Here is a 23,133-nt window from a genome sequence, read left to right as displayed (position 1 = left end):
GGAGATAAAATGCTGGGATCGGGCACCGCTGCGGAGGTTGATGGTAGTGTTAAAGGCGGGATAAGTTGGACCTCGCGTTTTGCTTTCTTAATGGCATCGGTGGGTTTCGCCGTCGGTCTGGGTAATATCTGGCGCTTCCCCTACGTCACCGGTGAAAATGGCGGCGGCGCTTTTGTGCTGGTCTATCTGGTTTGCGCCTTTGCCATCGGTGTGCCTATTCTGATGGCGGAACTGCTGCTGGGCCGGCGCGGCGGCATGTCGCCGGCCAACAGCATGCGCAACGTGGCTTTGCAGCAGGGGCGCAGTCGGCACTGGCAACTGCTGGGCGGCATGAATATGCTGGCGGCCTTTACCGTTTTGATCGTTTATTGTGTGATTGCCGGTTGGGTGTTGAACTACCTGTTCAAGGCGGTGCTGACCGGTTTTGCCGGTGCCGATGTCGTCAGTGCCGCCCAGTCATTTGAGGCTTTGCTCGGCAGTCCCGGCACGTTGCTGGCGTGGACGCTGGTAAGCCTGATAATCACCGGCCTTATTATCTACGCCGGTGTGCAGAGCGGCATCGAGCGGGCGGTAACCGTAATGATGCCGGCACTGTTCGCTTTGATGATCGCCCTGGTGGGTTACAACATGGTCGTCGGCGGTTTTGGTGAAGCCATCGATTACCTGTTTACCGCAGACTTCAGCAAGATCAATGCGGCGGTGGTGTTGGCGGCCATCGGCCAGGCGTTTTTTTCCATCGGTGTGGCGATGGCGGGAATGATGACTTATGGTGCCTACCTGCCGAAAGACGTCTCCATTCCGCGCTCCGTAGTAGTGATCGTGTTTGCCGATACCCTGGTCGCGCTGCTGGCGGGGCTGGTGATCTTTCCCGCGGTTTTCAATAATGGCCTCGATCCCGCCGGCGGCCCCGGGCTGATTTTTCAGACTCTGCCGGTGGCCTTTGCCGGTATGCCCGGCGGGCATCTTGTCAGTGTGCTGTTTTTCCTGTTGCTGTCAGTGGCGGCGATAACCTCCATGCTGGGCCTGATCGAGCCGCTGACCCGCTGGCTGGAAGAGCACAAGGGGTTTGCCCGACACAACAGTGCCATCGTCATGTTGATTACCGTTGCGCTGCTGAGCGTGCTGAGTATTTTGGGCTATAACCTGCTGTCGGACTATACCCTTGGCGGCAGGGATATAAACGGTGTGATGGATTACTTCTCCAACCAGATACTGCTGCCGCTCGGCGGCCTGTTGATAGCTGTGTTTGTCGGCTGGTTTGTCAGTCGCCAGGTGGCGGCGGCGGAGCTGGGCCTCGGCCGGGGGCTGTTGTTCAACGCCTGGTATTTTCTGATTCGCTATGTCGCACCGGTCGCCGTATTGCTGGTATTTGTGTTGGGAGTGGCCGGGTAAAGCGCTGTACCAAACGGCAAAGTACCTGAAAGCAACTGGGCAACGCGTCAAAGCACACCCGGAATAAACCGGTATTTTACCGTTTGGCAATAGCTGCGATAGCGCGGGTCGGCACTCAGGTGACGTTCCTCGGTGGTAGCCCTCAAGTAATAAAACCCCGTCATGATCAATAACCCCAGGGTTTGGGCAATGGCAATATGAATCCCGGTATAAACCACATTGTAGAGTATCGCCGGAAACATAACGCACCACCAGGCAAAATTTTTCGAGGCGTAAGCGGGGTGGCGCACAATCGCGTAGGGCCCGGTGCGAATAATGCCGCGGTGGGTCAGGTTGGAAAAGCGCACGCCGAACCACAGCGTCGAAGCCATATAGACCAGGTAACTGAGCACCATCATGCCGGTGAAGGCGGTGATCAGCCATTGATTGTCGAAGCGCAGTACCTCCCGCTCACCGGGCGCGGCGAAGTACAACCCCAAAAACATCTGGAACGGCGGGTAGCAACACAAGCACACGACCCAGCCGAGCAAGGTGGGTTCCGCCGAATGGGTCCGGTTGTCGACCCAGCGTGAAGACACCACATAACCGCACCAGGCCAGCGCGATATCGATGGAGAAAATCAGTGTGATCGACAGGTTGAAAAAATCGGTATTGAACTGTTGGTGCGTATAGCGCTGGTCTGCGATCAGCGCGGGTATGGTGTTCAACAGGTAGTCGACATTGTTTACCAGATGCGGAAACTGGTCGAAGAAAAACACGGTCATCAGCGGGGCGAAGAACAACTTGACGAGCAGGGCCCTGATCGCTTTCTTGTGCCGTTGTTCGGCAGCGGTAACGGTTTTTTTCTCCCGCAGCAAAAATGATTTGATAGCGGTAAACAGTTTGGCAACCAGAATCGGCGGGTCGTTGTCGTCGGCTTGCGGGTCGTGTTTCAACGCCCGGGTAAGACAGACATAGGGCAGGCCGCCCCAGAGGTAAGCGCTAAAGGCCAGGTCCAGGAACGTGAACCAGGGCTGGTAGTAGGGCGCATTGCGTTGATAGCCGTATTCCCCGGCCCACTGAAAAAACACAACCACCAGCCAGAACAGGCCGAGGTAAGCCAGGTAATTGCCGAGCGCTGTAGCCATAAACGTCACATAGCGACCGGATTTCAACAGCGGGCTAACGGCGATAAAATTGCGGGGGTTGCGCAGGTAGAGTCGAATCACTTCCGTTAACAGCATGGCGCCGGTGGTGATAAGCAGGGCGCTCAACAGGGTCTGCACGGGCGTTTGGGTAAGCTGGTGACCCATTACCACCACACCTTTCGCCAGGGCCTCGGTGGCATTGAACCAGATGGCGCAAACGATAACGCTGACGGCACCCACCGAGCCGCACACCCAGGCGCGATCGGTTATCCAGGTCTCTGCGCTCTGGTCGCTGGCGGTTTGATCAAACGGTTGGCTTGGGTTTTTGTGGCTGTAGGAATACCCCATTGGCAACACCGGCTGTTTTTTATCGGTTGAAAAAACCAGAAAAGCCCCAGGCTGGCTGGGGCTTGAAGGTCTGGCTAAGGTTTCTCTCTAGGTGCCGATAGCATCAAAGCTTGGGTAGAGAGGGGATCGTCTGGTTGCAGTCTCCCGCCAGCGGCAGATTGCGACAGACATACTGACCCGCCGAGTTTTCAGTGGCGGCTCCGGCGGGTGCGGGCAGGTGCACGCGCTGCTTCCAGAGCTGCCACAACATAAAGCCGTCACCGGGCTGACCGGCGTTTTTCACATAGCCGAGCATGGTTTCGATATTGTAGTAGTCCGAAGCTTCGTTATTGCTGCCGGTGAGAAAACCTGTATCCCACTGAATTCCCGGCGGCGCGTTTACGGTCAGCACGGCGCCACCGGAACCCTCCGGCGCTATTTCCATGCCCATATTGATGGGGCCGTTGTAGATTGCCCGGTAGGCGGCGAAGCCTTCCCGCGGATCGTAGTAGTTGCCGCCGTCGTAGGACATCAGGTTGACAAAGTCCAGCTTGTCGCCGTGGCGTTTGACCACATTGTACATGGTACCGCCGAACGGTGAGCCCCACTGCACCTTGCCCTCTTCGAACGGCGTGCCCTTGACGTAGTAAGCACCTGTCGACCAGCCGGCGATGGAGATGCCGAGGCCGGCACCGCGACGGTTGATTTCGTTGTACAGGGTCACGAGGATATTCTCGATCTCAGGGTCGTCTGTGCAACTGAAGTTAGCGGCATCTTGTTTATTGCACTGTGAACCGCTTGCCTCCCAGTCGATATCGATACCCGAGGCACCGAGGTCGAGCGCCAGGTCGACAACCCGCGGCGCGCTGAAGCCCTGCCACTGGCTGCCCTGGCTGTACGACCAGCCGCCGACGGAAATCCAGACTTCCGTGCCGCGGGCCTCGAGTGCTGCGATGGCATTGATCAGGTCCTGGGATTCCTCTGCGGTGAAGGGGTTCGGTCCGCCGAAGCCGGTAGCGCCTTCGACAAATTCAAAACCGGACACCTGTTGGTCGAACGCATAGGAGCCGCGCTGGTAGGCCGTGTTGGGCCGCACAAAGGACAGGTTGACGTTGGTGATATAGTTGGGAATGTTATTGACATCCAGATCGTAGATGCTGGTATTCCAGGTGCTGGCGTAGGTGACATAACGACGCTGGCCACCGCTCGATGAGCTCGAACTGGATGAACTCGAGGAACTGCTGCTACTGGAGGAGCTACTGCTACTGGTAGAAGAAGACGAAGAGCTGGTAGACGATGAACTGGAAGACGAACCGGAGCAGGTGCTGCAGTTCCAGACATCGGCCTGGGCCGGGTTCTCCCCGCGGGTCCACCAGCGCGCCGTACAGACAGAATTGTTGTTAAGCGCCTGGTCGCCGCCCCAGTAGACGGTGTTGGCGTCCCACATGGGAATACCGCTCGGGCAGGCGCCGCCGCCGGAGGACGAGCTGCTCGAGGATGAGGACGTGGAACCCGAAGAGCTGCTGCTGGAAGAACTGGAACCACCGCAGCTATCGCATTGGCCGAGCGAACGCCACTCCTTTTCCGGGCCCGAGTGCATTTCCGGGTCTCTGCCCTGGGTCCACCAGGCGGCCCGGTAAGCGGCGCAGTTGTGGGTGACCTGCATACCGCCGGTGTAAGCCGTGGAGCTGTTCCACTGCGCGAGCCCGGTGCAATTGGCCGCAAAGGCGTTCGCCGACAGGCAATACGCCGCCGCGATTGCCGATATTCGCCATAGACTTTTCATCGATCGCTACCTTAATTGAGAGCATTGAGTTGAAGCCAGCCTGAAGGTCGGCGGACATTACCCTTGCGGCTATCCGCGGCTGGCGTTGCATTTATCCGTTGATTTACGCTGCCTCGATCTGGCTTGGAAGAACGCAATAAGTCGCCAAAGACAACGTTGTCGTGCACCATAGCCTGTGCTGGACAACGTTGTCAAGCAGGGTTGTGAAAACTAAGAACCAGGTCACCGTCAGGCCTGAAATCCCGGGCCGACTGGCACTTCCTGCAAGGCTATCGCTGCAAGTGCCGGCTTTGTGGTACTGAAGCATAGGCGTGCCATTTGACCGGTCTGCCTCTGGATGGGACCTTCAGAAACACGCCGTAAACCCTTCCCTGGGGGCTTCACGACAGCATCCCTGCTGTCGAGAGTTTCTGAAGGTCCCATCCAGAGGCAGACCTACCTCCGGTATCTTTAACTAGTGCTTTGACCAGAAAATATTTACTGGTCGAAGCACTAGGTTTGGTAAGGACAGACTAAAAGGCAACGAGTTCTAGAACTCTGCTTGGGTGCCAAAAACCGGCACCTGCAGCGAATACGCCTCAGCATTACCCCACCGTCTGGAAGGGCAATGCTGATCTAAATCCTGCTCGCAGCTCTCTCGGTCAAGGCGTGTAGGTCACAATTAACCGGGGTTGGGCGGCACCTTCCCGGGCGCTGAAAGCCACATCGTTGCCGCCGGCGTCCATATCCAGCACCAGAGATACGACGCCATTGGCGCTCACCAGCGAATCGATCTCCAGCGTATAGCTGACGCCGCTGCTCCAAGTGCCGTTTCGGTTGCCCACCTCGGCGCCCGCCGCCGGCGCGGTTGCGGTGCTTAAGGTACTCTCGCTCCAGTTATTACTCTGTCCGCGAAACACCGCGATATTGCCGTTGCCGGGGTCCGTGGAGACCTGTAGTTCCAGTTTGACGTCGGTGACTGTACCGCTGATGCCGCTGACGTCGAACTTCAAGTAGGCGGTGCGGCGGTTGTGCTCTACCCGCAACTCATTTGAATTGAACGGCGTGCCGTTTTGCAGATAGGCGTCGTTAGTGGGTGTAAAGCTGAGCGTGACAGGTTCGCCGCCGTTGTCGCTGGCGTTGACGGTTACCGAGGTTTCACTGCTTTTCCCCAAGTCGTCTGTCGCTATGGCCTTCAATTCATAGCTGCCGGCGGCGAGATTCTGCAACTGGGGGTCCTGGTTCCTGTCGTTCCAGCGATAGGGGTCAATGTTTTCCTGGCGCACAAACGCATCGTTGATAAAGAGCCTGACATTGGCAACGGCGCCGTCCGTATCGGCCGCCGCTACCGTCACCACCAGGCTGTCGCCGACACCGATGGTCTGGCCGTTGGCCGGTTCGGTAAAGCTGACACTGGGCGCGTTATTGGCATTCGGGTCCTCGACGGTAATAGTGATGATTGCCTCGGTGCTGGCGCCATCGTTGTCCGTGGCCACAGCTTTCAATTCATAACTGCCGGCGGCGAGGTTCTGTAGTGCAGTGTCCTGGTCGCGGTCATTCCAGCGATAGGGATCGAAGTTTTCCTGGCGCACCAGCGTATCGTTCAGGAACAGCCTGACATTGGCGATGCTGCCGTCCGCATCCTCGGCCTCCACTTCGACCTGAATACTGTCTCCGACGCTGAACACTTCACCTGCCGAGGGCGACAGAAACACGGCAGTCGGTGATTCATTGCCGCCACCGCCTTCGGCGCGCAGCAATACCACCCAGTCCTGATCGGCAGAGTTGGGTGGACTGCCCAGTGCGTGGGCGCCGCCGCCAACGATGGTGGCGCCGCCCTGAAACTGGCCGTTGCGGGGGTTGTACCAGCGCTTGGTATAGCTGCCGGAGGCCAGGTTGATGGTGCCGCTTGGCGAGGCGTCGGGGAGATAGACCGCATACACCTCGCCGGCCTTATGAAAAACCTGGCCGCCGCCGAAGGCGCCACTCTCGCCGCTGAGCAGGCCGTCGTTGGGTTGCATATCCCAAAACGGCAATTGCTCCTGCATAAAACGGCGCGCGTACCACATATAGCGATACATGGCCTGGCGGGTGCGGAAGTTTTCGGTGCGCACATCGCCGCCCAGCGGCAGCGAGTGGTAACCGAAGTACCATTCGATATTGCCGCCGCTGAAATACACGTCGTAGAGCGTGCGCTTGCGCAGGTCGTTGGCATTGGTATCGGTCAATCCCTCGGAGGCGGGATTGTTTTCATCCATATCGATCACCCAGATGCGACCATTGTTACGGGAGCGGTTGCGCATGGTCTCCACAAAGTCGTTGGCATTGTTGGGGTTGTATTGAATCGAGGTGGTGTCAAAGCGTGTATCGCCCAAGTGCGGATCGTACTGGTTGAGCCGGTTGGGGTGGGTGTGGAAGGTGATCTGGTGATTGGCCCAGTCCAGGGCGCCGATATAGTCGGCAAACGCGCGCAGGTTGTTGTCGGAAAAATCTGTTTCCTCGCTGAGATTCCATTTGATTGCCAGCAGGTAACTGAAGCGCGCAATAAGTTCCCGGTAGTACAGTTTTCTCTGCACCCCGAGGTTGCCGTTGTCAAACCAGTTCTCGTTGCCGCTTTCCGTCTCGGCCAATACGAAGTGCAGTGCTATGCCTTTTTCCTGGGCGTGGTTGAGAACCTGGTTCCACTGACTCAATTTGCTGATGTCATAGTGCGCTTTATCAAAGTTGTTATTGCCGGGCCCGACAAACGGATAGGTTTCCCGCCCGTCGCCGCCGAGGTTCATCGGCAGAAAGTAGATGGAGTTGACGTTTTCGGAACTCAGGTAATTTAAAGCGCCGATAATACCCCGGGAATCGAAACCCGTGTCTGCGCTGGTAAAGTCGGGGTCGCCCGGATTCCAGTCGTCGACGTGGGGCAGATAACGGTGCAGGCCGTTTTCCAGGCCGGCGGTGTTGACCCCCCCGGATTGATTGACGGTGTTGTCGAAACCTTTATAACCGAGAAAATTTTCCGGGCTGTCCACACCGCCTTTGATCCAATAGTCGCCATCTCTGAATTTCAGATAGTGCTTGTTGACATATTCGAGCCTGCCCCATTTCAGAAAACCCGGTGCGCCCGGGTCCCGGCCGGCGACCGCGAATGAACCGGTCGCACCGCCCAGACTGGCGGCGCTGCCGGCGTTTGGTGCCAGCTCCACCGCGACATTGGTGCCACTGCGCAGCGTCGCGGCGTAGTTCCAGTTGCCGGCCTCGTCGGGTGAAAAGCGAACCCGCCAGACGTTGCCGCTGCCGCCGCCGTTACCGTTGCCGTCAAAAAAACCGGGCACGTTGTAGCGCTGTCCGCTGGGGCCGGTAAAGGTTACTTGCAGGCGATAATCCAAAAATGGGTTGGGGTTATTGTCGGTCTCACTGGCCGCGGGGCCGTTGAAACTGACCGTCACCGGATGCCACTGGGTCAGCTCGCCACTGACGACACCGGCGAAACTGAAATGGCACAGACCGGGGAAAAACACCAGCCATAAAAGCCATGCCCACGGGCGTTTGTCGTGACGCCTGGTATCGGTTTTTGATGTAAGTAGATAGCAGTTATCGAGTGATAGCATTTTCATAAAGTTATTACTCTCTCTGTAAAGTGTTGCCGGGCGGCGACACTTTTGCTGCGACAGGGTTTGAAGATGATTGTAGTGACGTTTTCCAGAAGCTGTCTCGTGGCTGCCGGGTGCAACAAGTCGGTATCACCGCAGTTGCCCGGCAGTTACGAAACAACTTCTGTTTATAAGCTTCGGATAAAACTGTCGTGCCTCAATAGCGAGACCAACGGTAACGCAAAAATTTTTTAAAAAACGGAAGTGAATCCCATTTTATTTGCCGGGTGAGCCGGGCGGTAAATTGCTGGCGCGCGATATATGTAAGTTAAAAAATGACGTTGTGTTGGCTGTTTGACCTGGCAGCGATCTGGTGTGGGTCGACCAGTTTGCAGGTGGAAAAAAACGACGGGTCGCGTATATCTTCCTGGAAAAATGCCGGCGGTTTTTCGGCCCTTGCCGTTACGGAGCATTCAAAAATATGTACTGCACTTTGTCTCAATGAAAGTCTCTTTGTAGCTGGCCGATAAAAAGCTGATATCTGAGGAAACGCCATCGCTTTTTAGTGTGTCGACGCCTTGATCGATTCGCTCAGGTCGCCCGGGGACATGCCGGCCGGAGTCAGGGCCGCCGGAGGTGGTGTCTTTAATGAAGGTTAAGGGAAGGTTAAGGGGACGGAGGGAAAGGTTAAGGGGACGGAGGTTAAGAGTTAAGGGGACGGAGGGAATAAAAAATAATCCCTCCGTCCCCTTAACCCGGGGTAGTTCTAGCGTAGGGAAGTGGCACCATTCTAGGGGGACGCAACTGAAGTTACGTCCCCGCACCGTGCCGCCGGAGGCGGTGCTTTTAAGAGAGGTTTTTCAAAGGTGTCCATTTATTCTGTGGTCACCGGGCGCGCCACCGGTCGGGAGCGAATCGACAGGAACATGCCGTAGCTGGCCAGGAAAATCAGTAACCCGCAGGCGACCAGGGCCTGGCGTCCACCACTGTCTGCCGCCAGGCCGCCCACCAGGGGGCCCAGCGCCCCACCGAAACCCTGGGCGGCGGCAATCAGCACGACAAAGCGACCGCTGCTGTCAACGGTGGCCAGGGTCGCCATTTGAAAAGGCAGAACCAACCCGGTGCCGAGTCCGAAAGCGGTAACGGCGGCGGCATAGCTAAAGAAACTGTCGATATTGGCCAGGGTCCAGAGCGAGCCCGCCAGCACGGCATAGCCGCCGGCGAGTGCCGGGCGGCGGGGTATCCGGGTACTGATGGCGGCGGCTGCGAGGGAACCGCCGCCGATCGCCAGCAGGTTACCGGAAATTACCGGACCGATCCGGGCCCCGTCAAAACCCGCTGCCACACCGATACGTTCTACAAATGCCCAGATAGCCGCGATGCCCAACCCGCCCAGGAAAATACCCGCCAGCGCCAGTGCCACCGGGACCGGCATATTGCCATCGATGCCGCCGATCGGTGAGGGGGCGGGCGCCGCCAGGTTAGCGGGTATCCAAAAGGCGCCCAAACTCAGCAGCGCCACCGTGGCGATAATGGCGAGCGCAGCGCCGCCCAGGCCGTAGGGTGTTATGACAAACCGCCCGAGTATAAAAACGACAACGGCCAGCGCACTGTAGGAAATGGCAATGGACAGGCCAAACGCGCGATCGGGATTGGCGGCAGCGCCAAATATCCGATAGCTGATCGCCCACTTTATACCCATGCCGACACCGATGAAGATACAGGCAGCGATCACCGTGGCGTAGCTGTCGGCGCGCGCGACGGCATAGAAGCCGGCGACGACGATGACGCCCGCTGCCGGCAGTGCGTGGCGCCAATTGCTTCGCGGTACCCAAAGTACGGCCGTGGTGGCAACCAGGGAAAAGGCGATCAGGTAGGCCGAGCCCAAGGCTCCGGCACCGGCTTTGGAAATATTCAGGGCTTCGGATTGCAGGCCGATAAACAACGGCAGAAATGCCCAGAACAAGCCGCCGGCGGTAAATACGGCCAGGGAGCCGTAAAATGTGCCGGGCCGGTCGGCGCTGGGGCTGTTTTGACCCAAGGGGGCGCGGGTCTGTGTTTTTAGTGACATGGACTTTCTTTTTCCTTAACCAAGTAGATGGGTTGACGCTGCAGTGTCGAAGTCGAAGCTTAGGGGGCATGCTGACGGCGATTCTAGCAAACAGGAAAGATGGGGGAAGGAGGGCAGGGTGTTGGGGGGATTTTTATCCCGCTGTGGGGCACTGGAAGAGGTGGCTTTGAGGAAGGGGAGTGGCACCATTCTCAGGGGACGCAACTGGAGTTACGTCCCCGCACCGTGCCGCCGGAGGCGGTGCCGTTAAGAAAGGGGAGTGGCACCATGCTAAGGGGACGCAACTGGAGTTACGTCCCCACACCGTGCCACGGGAAAAGGTGCCAAGAGTTGATTTCCCTGACCGGGCTGCCAAGCTTGCAAACTGCCGCTGTTGCCGCCGCGCGCGGCGTTTGGCTGCAGCGCAATCCCTGTTAAGATTGCGGGACCGTGCCGCCGGTCGACCAGGTAACCATGTCTTTTTTTCGCGCGCTTTTATTGATGATAACCGCCGTGGCGGCAGTGGTGTGCCACGGGCAACAACAGCGCAGCGGCGACGGCTATGTGGGCAGCGGCGAGTGTGCGAGCTGCCACCGGCAACAGTATGATCTGTGGCGCAATTCCCACCACGATCTGGCGATGGCCAGAGCAACGCCGGCAACCGTACTGGGAAATTTTGACAACGCCCGCTTTACCTATTACGACGAGGTTACCCGGTTTTATCGCCGCAACGGTGATTTTTTCGTCAAAACGCGTGGGGAAAACGGCGAGGATCACGAGTTCCAGGTTCTCTACACGTTCGGCGTCGAGCCCCTGCAGCAATACCTGGTGGCTTTTCCCGGCGGTCGTCTGCAGGCACTGGCCGTCGCCTGGGACAGCCGGCCCCGGGCCGAAGGCGGGCAGCGCTGGTTTCACCTCCAGCCCGAGCAACCTATCGCCCACACCGACGAATTGCATTGGAGCGGCACCTACTTCAATTGGAACAGTCGCTGTGCAGAGTGCCATTCGACCAATCTGAAAAAAAACTTTTCCCTGGCTGAGAATCGTTTCGCTACCACCTGGTCCGAAATAGATGTGGCTTGTGAAGCCTGTCATGGGCCCGGTGAGAAGCACCTGCAATGGGCTGCCGGCACTGACCGGAAAAGCGCGGACAGCGGCCTGCTGCCGTTGCGCAGCACCGCTGTCTGGCAGGCCGTGCCCGGTTCGCACACAGCCCGCAATACCAGCGCCGGCGCCGCCCGCGACACCGTTACCCAAATCGATATCTGCGCGCACTGCCACAGCCGCCGCGCCATCGTCAGTAACGACGTTTTCGGCCGGCCGTTTCCACAGCACCACCAATTGCAGTTGTTGGATGAAGGTATTTACCACCCGGACGGTCAGGTGTTGGAGGAGAATTATGTCTACGGTTCTTTTATTCAAAGTAAAATGTTTCATCAGGGCGTGACGTGTAGCAATTGCCATGAGCCGCACAGCCTGGCGTTGCGGGCGCCCGGCAACGCGGTGTGCACCCAGTGCCACAGTGCACCGGTGTTCGATACGCCCAAACATCACCATCACCCGGTGAGCAGCAGTGGTGCATCCTGTGCCAACTGTCATATGCCGGAGACCACGTATATGGTGATCGATGACCGGCGCGACCACAGTCTGCGGGTACCGCGGCCGGATTTATCCGTGGCCTTAGGTGTGCCCAATGCCTGCAACCAGTGCCATACCGACCGGGATGCCAAGTGGGCCGCGGCGGCCCTTGAGGACTGGTTTCCGGCATCGCGCCTGCGCGGCGAACATTTTGGTCACACCCTGGCGGCCGCCAGGGCCGGCGATCCCGGGGCCGAGGCGATGTTGATCCGCCTGGCTCGGGCCGGGCATCAGCCCGCTATCGCTCGCGCCACGGCGGTGGAGTTGTTGCAGTACTATCCGAGCCAAGAATCGCTCGATACCGCGGTGGCGCAGTTGGCCGACACCGATCCGCTGGTGCGGCTGTCGGCGTTGCGGGCGCTGGCGATGCTGCCGCCGGCGCAGCGGCTTCAGTTTGCCGGCCCGGCGCTGGCCGACCCGTCGCCGCGGGTGCGGGCAGAGGCGGGTAAAGTATTGGCCGGCACACCCGCGGCCGGCTTGTCCGCCGCGCAGCGGTCGCAACTGCGTCGGGCGCAGGATGCGTATATCGAATCGCTGATGGTGAATGCCGATATTGCCGACAACCACCTCAATCTTGGTGCCCTGTACCAGCAACAGGGGCGGTGGGAGCGGGCGGCGGCAGCGTTTGAAACCGCGTTGAGGATAGATGCCAGGTCGGTGCCGGCGATGCTCAATCTGGCCGACTGGTACCGGCAACAGGAACGTGACTTCAAGGGCGAGCCTCTGTTGCAAAAAGCGTTGCGGGTCTCCCCCGGCAATGCCGCCGCGCATCATTCCCTGGGCTTGCTGTACGTGCGACAAAAGAAAATACCGCAGGCGATGCAGCATTTACAGCAGGCCGCGCAGCGGGCGCCGGAAGTCGTCCGTTATACCTATGTTTACAGCGTTGCGCTGGACTCCGTCGGCCAGACCGCCGCGGCGCTGGAGGTGGCGCGACAGGCCCTGCAGCGCCACCCGCACAACCGCGAACTGCTGGGGTTGCGGGCGAGCTTTGGTCGCAAGCTGCAAAACCAGGAGGCGCAATGAGACCGTTTCCCGATCCGGTTGCCCGGGCCTGCTTAAGGTGGTGATGGTTTAGCAGGCCGGTCAATTGGCACGTCTTGGTTCAGGAACCGCGAAGCTACTCAAAGCGGGCGCCTAGCGCCAACAATCATGGAAGCACCAGCGCCGATTTTGACCGCCTCGGCAGGTGCCCGATGATTGCCGCCAAAAAACCGGCAACAACGCCCATGGCGCCAGAGTTGCGCGCCCCGGGCCATTGATCTTGCGAGTAAAGTCTTGCTATAATTCGCCGCCTTGGCAGGACTGGCTCCCTCCACTACGGACAGCGACCCTGCTCCCGGAAGTTCCGGTATCGATGCGGTGTCGAGTAGTACAGATGTCAGTGCGGTGTCAATCGATGTCTGGCAGCCACCCGCGAGCGAATTCTTGTGCCGTTTCAGGCACTGTCGAGAAGCCCCTTTAATAAGGGGCTTTTTCGTATGCGACAGGTTTTTTGGGCCGCTTTGCCGGTTGCCGAAGCGTGTTGCCAAAATAGCCGCAGAGGCCTGCGGCGGTAGTTAGAAAATGGGCTGCGTGCCCATTTTTTGTTTGTAAATCAAGTGGTTGCATATGGCCTGCAGGCAGGTCATGGGCAACCTGGCGATAGCGTTATGGCGTCCAAGCAAGAAGAATTAAAGGCGTTGCTGGCGCCGACGGTGGCTGCGCTGGAGTGCGAACTTTGGGGGTTGGAGTACTTTTCCCAGGGCAAGCACACCACGTTGCGGCTGTATATCGATGCCGAAGGCGGCGTCACCCTGCAGGATTGTGAGCGGGTGAGTCGCCAGGTCAGCAGTGTATTGGATGTGGAGGACCCCATCCACGGCGAATATGCCCTGGAAGTCTCCTCCCCTGGGGTGGACCGACCTCTGTATACACTGGAGCATTTTGCCCGCTATGCCGGCGAGCAGGTCACTGTGAAATTGCGGGTGCCGTTTGACGGCCGGCGCAAGTTCAGCGGCACCCTGCGCGGTGTGGAAGGCGATGAAGTTGTGGTGGTGGTGGATGATCACGAATATCTGCTGCCGTTGGATTCGATTGATAGGGCCAATATCATTCCCCGGCTGTAACGGTTTGTTAACGCCGGGGAACGCTAGGGCCTGTAGACAGGCCCTAGTTCGGGTGGAGTTGAACGAGGCACACGAATGAACAAAGAAATTTTGCTGGTTGCTGATGCAGTGTCCAACGAAAAGGGCGTCGATCGCGAGGTCATTTTCGAGGCGATTGAGCTGGCGTTGGCCACGGCGACCAAAAAGCGCTACGACGAGGACGCCGACATTCGCGTAGTCATCGATCGCAAGTCCGGCGACTACGATTCTTTTCGGCGCTGGGAGGTGGTTGACGACGACACCCTGGCGGCGCTGGGTACCCAGTTCACGCTGGAGGAGGCCCACGAGAAAGATGTCAAACTGCAGGCCGGTGATGTCTACGAGGAGCAGGTGGAAAACGTCGAGTTCGGCCGCATTGCGGCCCAGACCGCCAAGCAGGTCATCGTGCAAAAGGTCCGCGAGGCCGAGCGGGCCCAGGTGGTGGAAGAGTACCGCGATCGGGTCGGCGACCTGATCAGCGGCACGGTCAAGAAAGTGACCCGCGACAACATCATTGTCGACCTGGGCAACAACGCCGAGGGTCTGCTGCCGCGGGACCAGCTTGTCGGCCGCGAAGTGTTCCGTATGGGCGACCGGGTGCGGGCGCTGTTGTTGGATGTGCGACCGGAGGCCCGCGGCCCGCAGCTCTACCTGAGCCGCTCCTGCCCGCAGATGTTGATCGAGTTGTTTAAAATAGAGGTGCCGGAAATCGCCGAAGAGGTGATTGAACTGAAAGGCGCCGCCCGCGACCCCGGTTCCCGCGCCAAGATTGCCGTCTCCACCAACGACGGCCGCATCGATCCGGTCGGCGCCTGTGTGGGTATGCGCGGCTCGCGGGTGCAGGCGGTCTCCAATGAACTGGGCAATGAGCGTATCGACATCGTGTTGTGGGATGACAACCCGGCGCAGTTTGTGATCAATGCCATGGCGCCGGCGGAAATCGAGTCCATCGTGGTGGATGAGGATGCCGGTTCCATGGATGTGGCGGTCAGCGAAGACAACCTCGCCATGGCGATCGGCCGCAGCGGCCAGAATGTCCGGCTCGCCTGCGAATTGAGCGGCTGGGATATCAACGTCATGGGGCTGGACGAATGGCAGTCGAAACAGGAAGAGGAGGCGGGCAACTACGTCGAGGTGTTTATGGCGGCGCTGGATGTGGATGAAGACGTTGCCGGCGTGCTGGTCGACGAGGGCTTTACCTCGCTTGAGGAAGTTGCCTATGTGCCGCTGGAGGAGATGCTGGGTATCGAGGGCTTCGATGAGGATATCGCCGAAGAGCTGCGCGCCCGCGCCAAGGATGCGCTGCTGACCCAGGCCCTGGCCTCCGAGGAACAACTGGAAAATGCGGAGCCGGCAGAAGACCTGTTGACCATGGAGGGGATGGACAAGCATCTGGCGTATCTATTGTCCAGCCGGGGTGTTATCACCATGGAAGACCTGGCCGAACAGGCTGTAGACGAATTGTTGGATATCGAAGGGCTCGACGAAGAGAGGGCCGCCGCACTGATTATGAAGGCGCGCGAGCCCTGGTTTGCCGATACCCAAGAGGAAGGCAACTAATGCCTGAATAAATACTGAGGAAATAGAATGGCAGAAGTAACAGTAAGCGAACTCGCCAAGTCGGTCGGGGCCTCGGTTGAGCGGCTGCTGAAACAAATGAAAGAGGCCGGCTTGTCGCACCAGTCGGCCGAGGCGCTGGTATCGGATGCGGAAAAGCAAAAGTTGCTGACGTTTCTGAAGACCAGCCACGGCGAGAATTCGGCGGCACCGAAGAAGATTACGCTGAAGCGTAAAACCACCACTACCCTGAAAACAGGGAGTGGCAGCGGCCGTAAAACCGTCAATGTGGAAGTTCGCAAAAAGCGCACGTATGTGAAGCGCGATGCTGGTGATTTGAAGGTGGCCGAGCCCGCCCATCCGGGGTTGACCGAAGAGGTTGTCGAAGCGCAGCGCGAGGTCGTCGAGGCGCCGGGCAGCAGCCAGCCTTTGGTGGACGATGCGGAAATCAAACGCCAGGCGGCGCTGGAGGCGCGCCGTAAAGCCGAGGCCGAAGAACAGGCGCGCCTGGCCGAAGCGGAAGCGGCCAAGCAACGCAGCGCTGCACCGGCAGCGGCGCCGGAGCCTGAAAAAAGCGAAGAGCAACAACGCGCCGAGGCCGAAGCGCTGGCACTGAAAGCGAAACAGGAAGAGGAAAAGGGCAAGCACGGCAAAAAGAAAGTCAAGCACGATGAGGCCGCCGATGAGGACGACCTCGAAGGTAAGGCGCGGCCGAAGAAAGCCACTCGCAAGGCCGGCCCGAAAAAGGCCAGCAAAGTGGCGCTGCTCGATATTGAGGATGATTACGTCGAGGATGAAGTGCCCACCGCAACCCGCAAGAAAGTGAGCAGACCTGCGCTCAAACTGGCGGTAAACAAACACGGTTTCAAGAGACCTACCGGGAAAATTGTGCACGAAGTTGAAATACCTGAAACCATTCTGGTGTCGGAACTGGCGCAGAGAATGACCGTGAAAGCCGGTGAAGTTATCAAACAGTTGATGAAACTCGGCACCATGGCGACCATCAATCAAGCCATCGACCAGGAGACCGCCCAGTTGGTGGTGGAGGAAATGGGGCACCGGGTCCGGTTGCTCAGCGGCAACGCCGTCGAGGAGGCGCTTGAAGAGGCGCTGGAAACCGAAGGCGAGAAGGTCGGCCGCGCACCGGTGGTAACCGTTATGGGCCATGTCGATCACGGCAAAACCTCACTGTTGGATTATATTCGCGAAGCGAAGGTCGCCTCGGGCGAGGCCGGCGGCATTACCCAGCACATCGGCGCCTACCGCGTGCAGACCGAGCAGGGCGAGATTACCTTTCTCGACACCCCCGGCCACGCCGCGTTTACCGCCATGCGTGCCCGCGGTGCCCAGTGCACCGATGTGGTCATCCTGGTGGTGGCGGCCGACGACGGTGTGATGCCGCAGACTGAGGAGGCGATTCAGCACTCCCGCGCCGCCGGCGTACCCTTGGTTGTGGCGATCAATAAATGTGACAAAGAAGCGGCCGATCCCGATCGGGTTAAAAACGAGCTGGCGGCCAAGGACGTCATTCCCGAGGACTGGGGCGGCGACACTCAGTTTGTCCACGTGTCGGCGCACACCGGCGAGGGCATTGATGCGCTGCTGGAGGCCGTGTCGCTGCAGGCGGAGCTGTTGGAGCTGTCGGCGGTGACGGACGCACCGGCAAAAGGTGTCGTGGTCGAATCCCGGGTCGATAAGGGCCGCGGGGTGGTGGCGACCATTTTGGTGCAGTCGGGCACTCTCAACCGCGGCGATATCCTGTTGGCCGGCCAGAGCTTCGGGCGGGTGCGAGCCATGACCAATGAGCGCGGCCAGCAGGTGCAGCAGGCGGGTCCCTCCACGCCGGTGGAAATTCTCGGTCTCGATTCGGCGCCGGAGGCCGGCGATGAGTTTGTGATCGTGCCGGATGAACGCAAAGCGCGCGATGTGGCAGAGTTCCGCACGGAGAAGTTCCGCCAGGAGAAACTGCAACGCCAGCAGGCGGCCAAGCTCGAAAATATGTTTGCCGGTATCGGCGAAAATGAGCAGAAAGTTCTGCCGGTGGTGTTGAAAGCCGACGTGCGGGGTTCCCTGGAGGCCATTCAATCGGCACTGGGTGATATCGGTAACGCCGAGGTGCAGGTGACGGTGGTGTCCTCCGGCATTGGCGGCATTACCGAAAATGATATCAACCTGGCCCTGACGTCGAATGCCATTGTGCTGGGGTTCAACGTCCGTGCCGACGCTTCGGCGCGCAAGCTGGCGGAAGCGGAAACGGTTGAAATTCGCTACTACAGCATCATCTACCAGTTGCTCGACGAAGTGAAACAGGCGCTGGGTGGGATGTTGGAGCCGGAGCGGGTCGAGGAGATCGTCGGTATTGCCGATGTGCGCGATGTCTTCCGCTCGCCCAAGTTTGGCCAGGTGGCCGGCTGTATGGTGATCGAGGGCACTGTCTATCGCAGCAAGCCGATTCGCGTGTTGCGTGATAATGTGGTCATCTACGAGGGCGAACTGGAGTCGCTGCGCCGTTTCAAAGACGACGTCAACGAAGTGCGCAACGGTATGGAGTGTGGTATCGGTGTGAAGAACTATGACGTCAAGGTCGGCGACCAGATCGAAGTCTTCGATGTCAAAGAAGTTGCCCGCCAGCTTTAGGGAACGGAGCAAAAGGGAGGTAACCAATAAATGGCGAGAGAATTTAGCCGAACCGAGCGGGTCGCCGATGCCGTGCAGCGCGCGCTCGCTCAACTGATCCAGTTTGAAGTGCGCGACCCGCGGGTGGGTATGGTCAATATCAACGATGTGGAAGTCAGTCGCGATCTGGCGCTGGCGAAAGTGTATGTCACCTTTGTCGGCCGCGATACCGATGCGGAGTGTGAAAAAGGTGCCGAGGCGCTGAACAAGGCGGCGGGTTTTTTGCGCAGCCACCTGGCGAAAGAGCTCAATATTCGCACTACCCCCCGCTTGCAGTTCGTCTACGACAAAACGGCGGTGCGCGGCCAGGCGTTGTCGAGCCTGATAGACAAGGCTGTCGCCGAAGACCGCGCCCACCAGTCGCCGCCGAGCAGCGGTGACGAGCGCGGCGATACCTAGTTCGCCACTGTGGCTACCCCGGCGACGGCAACACAAGTGCGGATAACAGGGGCTGGTTGGAGACGCCGGAAGCCCTGAATAAGGGAAGTGGTGCGGTTTGACTTAAAGGGGTTGCGTGCAAGGGTATGGTGAAAGGAATGATCACAGGATCAAGGGAGCGATAAAGATGGGATTTAGCGGTGAAGTCTAGGGGTAAGTGAGTGGCACGACGCAAACGCGCTTTTGGCCGTCCGATTGACGGGGTATTGATATTAAACAAAGCGGCCGGTATGACTTCCAACGCCGCCTTGCAGCAGGCAAAAAGGCTGTTGTTTGCTGCCAAGGCGGGCCACACCGGTAGCCTCGATCCTTTGGCTACCGGCGTCTTGCCGCTTTGTTTCGGCGAGGCGACCAAGTTTTCGCAATATCTGCTGGAGGCGGATAAACGTTACCGCACCACTGTTCGCTTCGGCGTGACCACCACTACCGGTGATGCCGATGGTGAAGTGCTGACGGAGATACCGACTGAGGGCCTGACCGAGGCTGCTTTGGCCAACGCCCTGGGCCAATTTGAGGGCGACATCTTACAGGTGCCCTCGATGTACTCCGCCCTCAAGCACGAGGGCGAACCGCTGTACAAGCTGGCGCGGGAGGGCAAAGAGGTGGAGCGGCAGGCCCGGCCTGTAACCGTCTACGCCCTTACGTTGCTGGCGTTTCGCCCCGGGCCCGAGGCCGAGGCGGACCTGGAGATTCACTGCAGTAAAGGCACCTACGTGCGTACCCTCGCCGAGGACCTGGGGCGCGAACTCGGCTGCGGTGCCCATGTGGCAAGGCTTCACCGGGTCGCTGCGGGGCCGTTTGACGAAACCCGGGCGGTCAGTCTGGAGCAATTGTCCGGCGAACGCGGTGACGGCCGGGCGGAAACCCTGGATCACCACCTGTTGCCGGTCGATGCGCCGGTCAGTGACTTGGAAAAAGTCACCTTGCCGGAGACCACTGGCTTTTATTTTCGCCAGGGCCAGCCGGTAATGGATACCCAGGTCTATCGCGTTGGGGCTGTTGGTGATATGGTGCGCGTTTTCCAGGAAGATGGCGATTTTTTAGGCGTTGGGGAGGTGACCGACGACGGGCGGCTGGCCCCCAAACGCCTGACAGTAAAGCATTCGGTCAGCGGCGGCCGTTAATGGGCGCCGGCAGATTGAACTTAGCGTGCCTGTAAATATGCGCGGGCAAGGCTGAATCTATTAACCGCATATTAAATGAGGTAATTATTATGGCATTAAGTGCTACAGAAAAAGCGGCTGTTGTTAAGGATCATCAGCGTCAGGAGGGCGACACCGGGTCTCCGGAAGTGCAAGTGGCGTTGTTGACTGCGAATATCAACAAATTGCAGGGACACTTTGCCGATCACAAACAGGATCACCACTCCCGCCGGGGGTTGATCCGCATGGTCAACCAGCGCCGTAAGCTGCTGGATTACCTGAGAAGTAAAGATGCCGGTCGCTATGCCGCGCTGATCCAGAAGTTGGGTCTGCGTCGCTAAGTCGGCCTGCGGTGCCCGCCTCGGCGGGCACTTTTATTTGAGACTCTTCGAGATTTGGTATTTGAGACTCTTGGAGATTTGGTCGGTGTCGCCGGTGCGGCACCAGAGCATTGGCGGCTGGCGCGAGGCGACTGTGCCTGTGAAAGTCACCTGTTCATTGACATAATGCATTACAGAATCATATAGAAGACGACATAGAAAGCAACGCTAAAAAAAGCAAAAGGATAAACTCGTGAATCCCGTAATTAAATCATTTCAATACGGCAATCAAACCGTCACTCTGGAAACTGGTCGGATCGCGCGCCAGGCCACCGGCGCTGTTATGGTCAGTGTCGGCGAAACCAGTGTCTTGTGTACGGTAGTGGGTGCCAAAGAAGCCAGAGCCGACCAGGACTTTTTTCCGCTGTCGGTCCACTATCAGGAAAAGACCTATGCCGCGGGCAAGATTCCCGGCGGATTTTTCAAACGCGAGGGTCGCCCCAGTGAAAAAGAAACGCTCACCTCGCGCCTGATCGATCGCCCGATCCGACCGCTGTTTCCCAACGGTTATATGGCCGAGGTACAGGTGGTCTGTACCGTGATGTCGGCGGAAAAAGACATCGACCCCGATATTGCCGCCATGATCGGCACTTCCGCCGCACTGGCGGTTTCCGGTATTCCGTTCAACGGTCCCATAGGTGCTGCGCGCGTCGGCTATACCGAGGCCCAGGGCTATCTGCTCAACCCCAAATACAGTGAAACGGCGACTTCCGAACTGGAAATGGTCGTGGCGGGAACCAAAGATGCGGTGTTGATGGTGGAGTCCCAGGCCAATGAGCTGCCCGAAGATATTATGCTTGGCGCCGTGCTCTACGCCCACCAGGAAATGCAGGCGGTGGTACAGGCGATAACCGAACTGGCGCGCGATGCCGGCAAGCCGACCTGGGAATGGGCGCCGGCGGCGGAAAACCAGGAGTTGAAGGCGGCAGTCGCGAACGGTTTTGCGGAAGGTATTGGTGAGGCTTACCGCATTACCGACAAAAAGCAGCGCTATGACCGCTTGGGTGAGCTGCGCAGCCAGGCGATGGAGCAACTGGCCGACGAGGCGGCGGGTATCGGCGCCGACGATGTGAAGAGTGCTTTCGGCAAGCTGGAGAAAAATACCGTGCGCACCCGCGTGGTGGCCGGCGAGCCGCGTATCGACGGGCGCGACAACAAGACCGTACGCCCGATTGCCGTGGAGACCGGTGTGTTGCCCAAGGCTCACGGTTCAGCGCTGTTCACGCGCGGCGAAACCCAGGCGCTGGTAGTGGCCACGCTCGGTTCCGCCCGCGATGCGCAGATTATTGATGCACTGGAGGGCGAGCGGCGCGACAATTTTATGCTGCACTACAACTTCCCGCCCTATTCGGTCGGCGAGTGCGGTCGCATGGGGGCCACCGGCCGTCGTGAAATCGGCCACGGCCGCCTGGCCCGTCGCGGGGTGGCGGCGGTATTGCCGGTTGAGGAGACTTTCCCTTACACCATTCGGGTGGTCAGTGAAATTACCGAGTCCAATGGCTCCAGCTCCATGGCCTCGGTCTGCGGTTCCAGCCTGGCCATGATGGATGCCGGCGTTCCCCTGCGGGCGCCGGTGGCCGGTATTGCCATGGGGCTGGTCAAGGAGGACAACGGCTTTGCGGTGCTGACGGATATTCTCGGCGACGAGGACCACCTGGGCGATATGGACTTCAAAGTTGCCGGTACGGACCAGGGCATTACTGCGCTGCAAATGGATATCAAGATCGAGGGCATTACCGAGGAGATCATGGAGATCGCCCTGCAGCAGGCGCTGAGTGCGCGCCTGCACATTCTTGGTGAAATGAACAAGGTGATCAGCAAATCGCGGGAACAGGTATCGGACAACGCGCCCCGTTTTGAGACGCTCAAGGTGCACCCGGATAAGATTCGCGACATTATCGGCAAGGGCGGTGCCACCATTCGCTCCATCACCGATGAGACCGGCGCCTCCATCGATATCGACGACGACGGCAATATCAAGGTGTACGGCAGCGACGGTGAGTCTTTGCAGGGCGCCATCGATCGTATCGAGGCGATTACTGCCGAGGCGGAAATCGGTGAGATTTACGAGGGTAAAGTGGTGCGGATCGTCGACTTCGGTGCCTTCGTCAACTTCCTGCCCGGCAAAGACGGCCTGGTGCATATTTCGCAAATCGCCGACGAGCGGGTAAATACGGTAACCGATTACCTGAAAGAAGGCGATATGGTGAAAGTGAAGTGCCTGGATGTGGACCAGCGCGGGCGCATCAAGTTGTCCATCAAAGAGGCCAATCGCGACCAGCAGGCGTCGCAAGCCGACGAGCAGGGTTCCGCTGAGTAGGCAGACTCTGGCGTGGTGAAAAGGGGCTTAAATGCCCCTTTTTTTGTTTTCTTCAATATTGGCGTTGGTTGCAGACCCTGTGTCCGGTTGGGGGTGCCAGCCAGTGGGAACGGCCTCTTCCCACCTGCACCGAACTGTAGATCAAGCGCCCACCCACTGAGGATTGGGGGCCCTAGACTGATCGCAAGCTAACCAAAATCTGATCGAGACCAACCCTGCGCGAACCGGATACCGCCATAGTTCCAATTGTGAGGCACGGCCGATAGGACATCCTTGAATAACGAGTATTGACAAAACTCACACTATCTCACACTATCTCACATATGGTTGTGAGGGCAATATGGATTGGCAGAATTTTAGATTAAGTACACGTTTGCAGCTTACTGGAGAGATTGTTGAAGCGCTGTACGCCAGGATAGCTGAAATCGATGCAGTCAAAAATACCTTTCGCATAACGCATAGGTTACTGCCGCAGACGATTGAGCGTTAGCGTTCATTCCCTGACATAATTGACACAGCGATCTCCCTGGTATCAGTTTACGTCCTTAACAACCGTCAACATCCCTGGTGGCATCTTCCATTGCCTTTGGTCTTTGGTGAGAACTATCACT

At 58.7% G+C, this 23,133-nt stretch carries 13 protein-coding genes; 9 read left to right on the top strand and 4 right to left on the bottom strand.

The window, feature by feature from the left end; genetic code table 11:
• Positions 1 to 9: 9 nt before the first annotated feature.
• Positions 10 to 1,392 (top strand): sodium-dependent transporter, encoded by a 1,383-nt coding sequence (locus FKG94_RS21055; RefSeq protein ID WP_142928922.1) that lies wholly within the window; start codon positions 10 to 12, stop codon positions 1,390 to 1,392.
• Positions 1,393 to 1,439: 47 nt separating this feature from the next.
• On the opposite strand, the gene FKG94_RS21050 is transcribed toward FKG94_RS21055, so the two are convergent.
• From FKG94_RS21050 to FKG94_RS21035, 4 genes are all read right to left on the bottom strand, one after another.
• Positions 1,440 to 2,867 (bottom strand): methyltransferase family protein, encoded by a 1,428-nt coding sequence (locus FKG94_RS21050; RefSeq protein WP_142928921.1) that lies wholly within the window; start codon positions 2,865 to 2,867, stop codon positions 1,440 to 1,442.
• A gap of 103 nt (positions 2,868 to 2,970) precedes the next feature.
• Positions 2,971 to 4,632, bottom strand: a complete 1,662-nt coding sequence (locus tag FKG94_RS21045) for a glycosyl hydrolase family 18 protein (RefSeq protein ID WP_142928920.1) — start codon at positions 4,630 to 4,632, stop codon at positions 2,971 to 2,973.
• A gap of 641 nt (positions 4,633 to 5,273) precedes the next feature.
• Complete coding sequence (locus tag FKG94_RS21040; RefSeq protein WP_142928919.1) at positions 5,274 to 8,219, bottom strand: Ig-like domain-containing protein; 2,946 nt, start codon at positions 8,217 to 8,219, stop codon at positions 5,274 to 5,276.
• A gap of 850 nt (positions 8,220 to 9,069) precedes the next feature.
• Positions 9,070 to 10,266 carry an MFS transporter gene (locus tag FKG94_RS21035; protein WP_142928918.1) on the bottom strand — a complete coding sequence of 399 codons (1,197 nt, stop codon included), beginning with the start codon at positions 10,264 to 10,266 and terminating at the stop codon, positions 9,070 to 9,072.
• 453 nt (positions 10,267 to 10,719) lie between these two features.
• Here FKG94_RS21035 and FKG94_RS21030 point away from each other — a divergent pair, with 453 nt between their 5' ends.
• The 8 genes from FKG94_RS21030 (at position 10,720) to pnp (ending at position 22,522) form a co-directional block, all read left to right on the top strand.
• Positions 10,720 to 12,909, top strand: coding sequence for a tetratricopeptide repeat protein (locus tag FKG94_RS21030; RefSeq protein ID WP_142928917.1), 2,190 nt, complete (start codon positions 10,720 to 10,722; stop codon positions 12,907 to 12,909).
• 626 nt (positions 12,910 to 13,535) lie between these two features.
• Positions 13,536 to 13,991, top strand: a complete 456-nt coding sequence (rimP, locus tag FKG94_RS21025; protein WP_142928916.1) for a ribosome maturation factor RimP — start codon at positions 13,536 to 13,538, stop codon at positions 13,989 to 13,991.
• 75 nt (positions 13,992 to 14,066) lie between these two features.
• Positions 14,067 to 15,569 carry a transcription termination factor NusA gene (nusA, locus tag FKG94_RS21020; RefSeq protein WP_142928915.1) on the top strand — a complete coding sequence of 501 codons (1,503 nt, stop codon included), beginning with the start codon at positions 14,067 to 14,069 and terminating at the stop codon, positions 15,567 to 15,569.
• A 27-nt stretch (positions 15,570 to 15,596) separates the two neighbouring features.
• Positions 15,597 to 18,203, top strand: coding sequence for a translation initiation factor IF-2 (gene infB, locus FKG94_RS21015; protein WP_142928914.1), 2,607 nt, complete (start codon positions 15,597 to 15,599; stop codon positions 18,201 to 18,203).
• 30 nt (positions 18,204 to 18,233) lie between these two features.
• Positions 18,234 to 18,641, top strand: coding sequence for a 30S ribosome-binding factor RbfA (rbfA, locus tag FKG94_RS21010; protein WP_142928913.1), 408 nt, complete (start codon positions 18,234 to 18,236; stop codon positions 18,639 to 18,641).
• A gap of 200 nt (positions 18,642 to 18,841) precedes the next feature.
• Positions 18,842 to 19,804 carry a tRNA pseudouridine(55) synthase TruB gene (gene truB / locus FKG94_RS21005; protein WP_142928912.1) on the top strand — a complete coding sequence of 321 codons (963 nt, stop codon included), beginning with the start codon at positions 18,842 to 18,844 and terminating at the stop codon, positions 19,802 to 19,804.
• Positions 19,805 to 19,893: 89 nt separating this feature from the next.
• Complete coding sequence (gene rpsO, locus FKG94_RS21000; RefSeq protein WP_142928911.1) at positions 19,894 to 20,163, top strand: 30S ribosomal protein S15; 270 nt, start codon at positions 19,894 to 19,896, stop codon at positions 20,161 to 20,163.
• 232 nt (positions 20,164 to 20,395) lie between these two features.
• Positions 20,396 to 22,522, top strand: coding sequence for a polyribonucleotide nucleotidyltransferase (gene pnp, locus FKG94_RS20995; RefSeq protein WP_142928910.1), 2,127 nt, complete (start codon positions 20,396 to 20,398; stop codon positions 22,520 to 22,522).
• The last annotated feature ends 611 nt before the right edge of the window (positions 22,523 to 23,133 follow it).

This window comes from Exilibacterium tricleocarpae (assembly GCF_007004655.1).
GTDB lineage: Bacteria > Pseudomonadota > Gammaproteobacteria > Pseudomonadales > Cellvibrionaceae > Exilibacterium > Exilibacterium tricleocarpae.
This window is presented reverse-complemented; position numbering and strand designations above follow the sequence as displayed.

What these genes read in the sequence shown, in the direction of transcription:
- FKG94_RS21055 (WP_142928922.1), top strand. Translation starts at nt 10, where the DNA reads ATGCTGGGATCGGGCACCGCTGCGGAGGTTGATGGTAGTGTTAAAGGC.
- FKG94_RS21050 (WP_142928921.1), bottom strand. Translation starts at nt 2,867, where the DNA reads ATGGGGTATTCCTACAGCCACAAAAACCCAAGCCAACCGTTTGATCAA.
- FKG94_RS21045 (WP_142928920.1), bottom strand. Translation starts at nt 4,632, where the DNA reads ATGAAAAGTCTATGGCGAATATCGGCAATCGCGGCGGCGTATTGCCTG.
- FKG94_RS21040 (WP_142928919.1), bottom strand. Translation starts at nt 8,219, where the DNA reads ATGAAAATGCTATCACTCGATAACTGCTATCTACTTACATCAAAAACC.
- FKG94_RS21035 (WP_142928918.1), bottom strand. Translation starts at nt 10,266, where the DNA reads ATGTCACTAAAAACACAGACCCGCGCCCCCTTGGGTCAAAACAGCCCC.
- FKG94_RS21030 (WP_142928917.1), top strand. Translation starts at nt 10,720, where the DNA reads ATGTCTTTTTTTCGCGCGCTTTTATTGATGATAACCGCCGTGGCGGCA.
- rimP (WP_142928916.1), top strand. Translation starts at nt 13,536, where the DNA reads ATGGCGTCCAAGCAAGAAGAATTAAAGGCGTTGCTGGCGCCGACGGTG.
- nusA (WP_142928915.1), top strand. Translation starts at nt 14,067, where the DNA reads ATGAACAAAGAAATTTTGCTGGTTGCTGATGCAGTGTCCAACGAAAAG.
- infB (WP_142928914.1), top strand. Translation starts at nt 15,597, where the DNA reads ATGGCAGAAGTAACAGTAAGCGAACTCGCCAAGTCGGTCGGGGCCTCG.
- rbfA (WP_142928913.1), top strand. Translation starts at nt 18,234, where the DNA reads ATGGCGAGAGAATTTAGCCGAACCGAGCGGGTCGCCGATGCCGTGCAG.
- rpsO (WP_142928911.1), top strand. Translation starts at nt 19,894, where the DNA reads ATGGCATTAAGTGCTACAGAAAAAGCGGCTGTTGTTAAGGATCATCAG.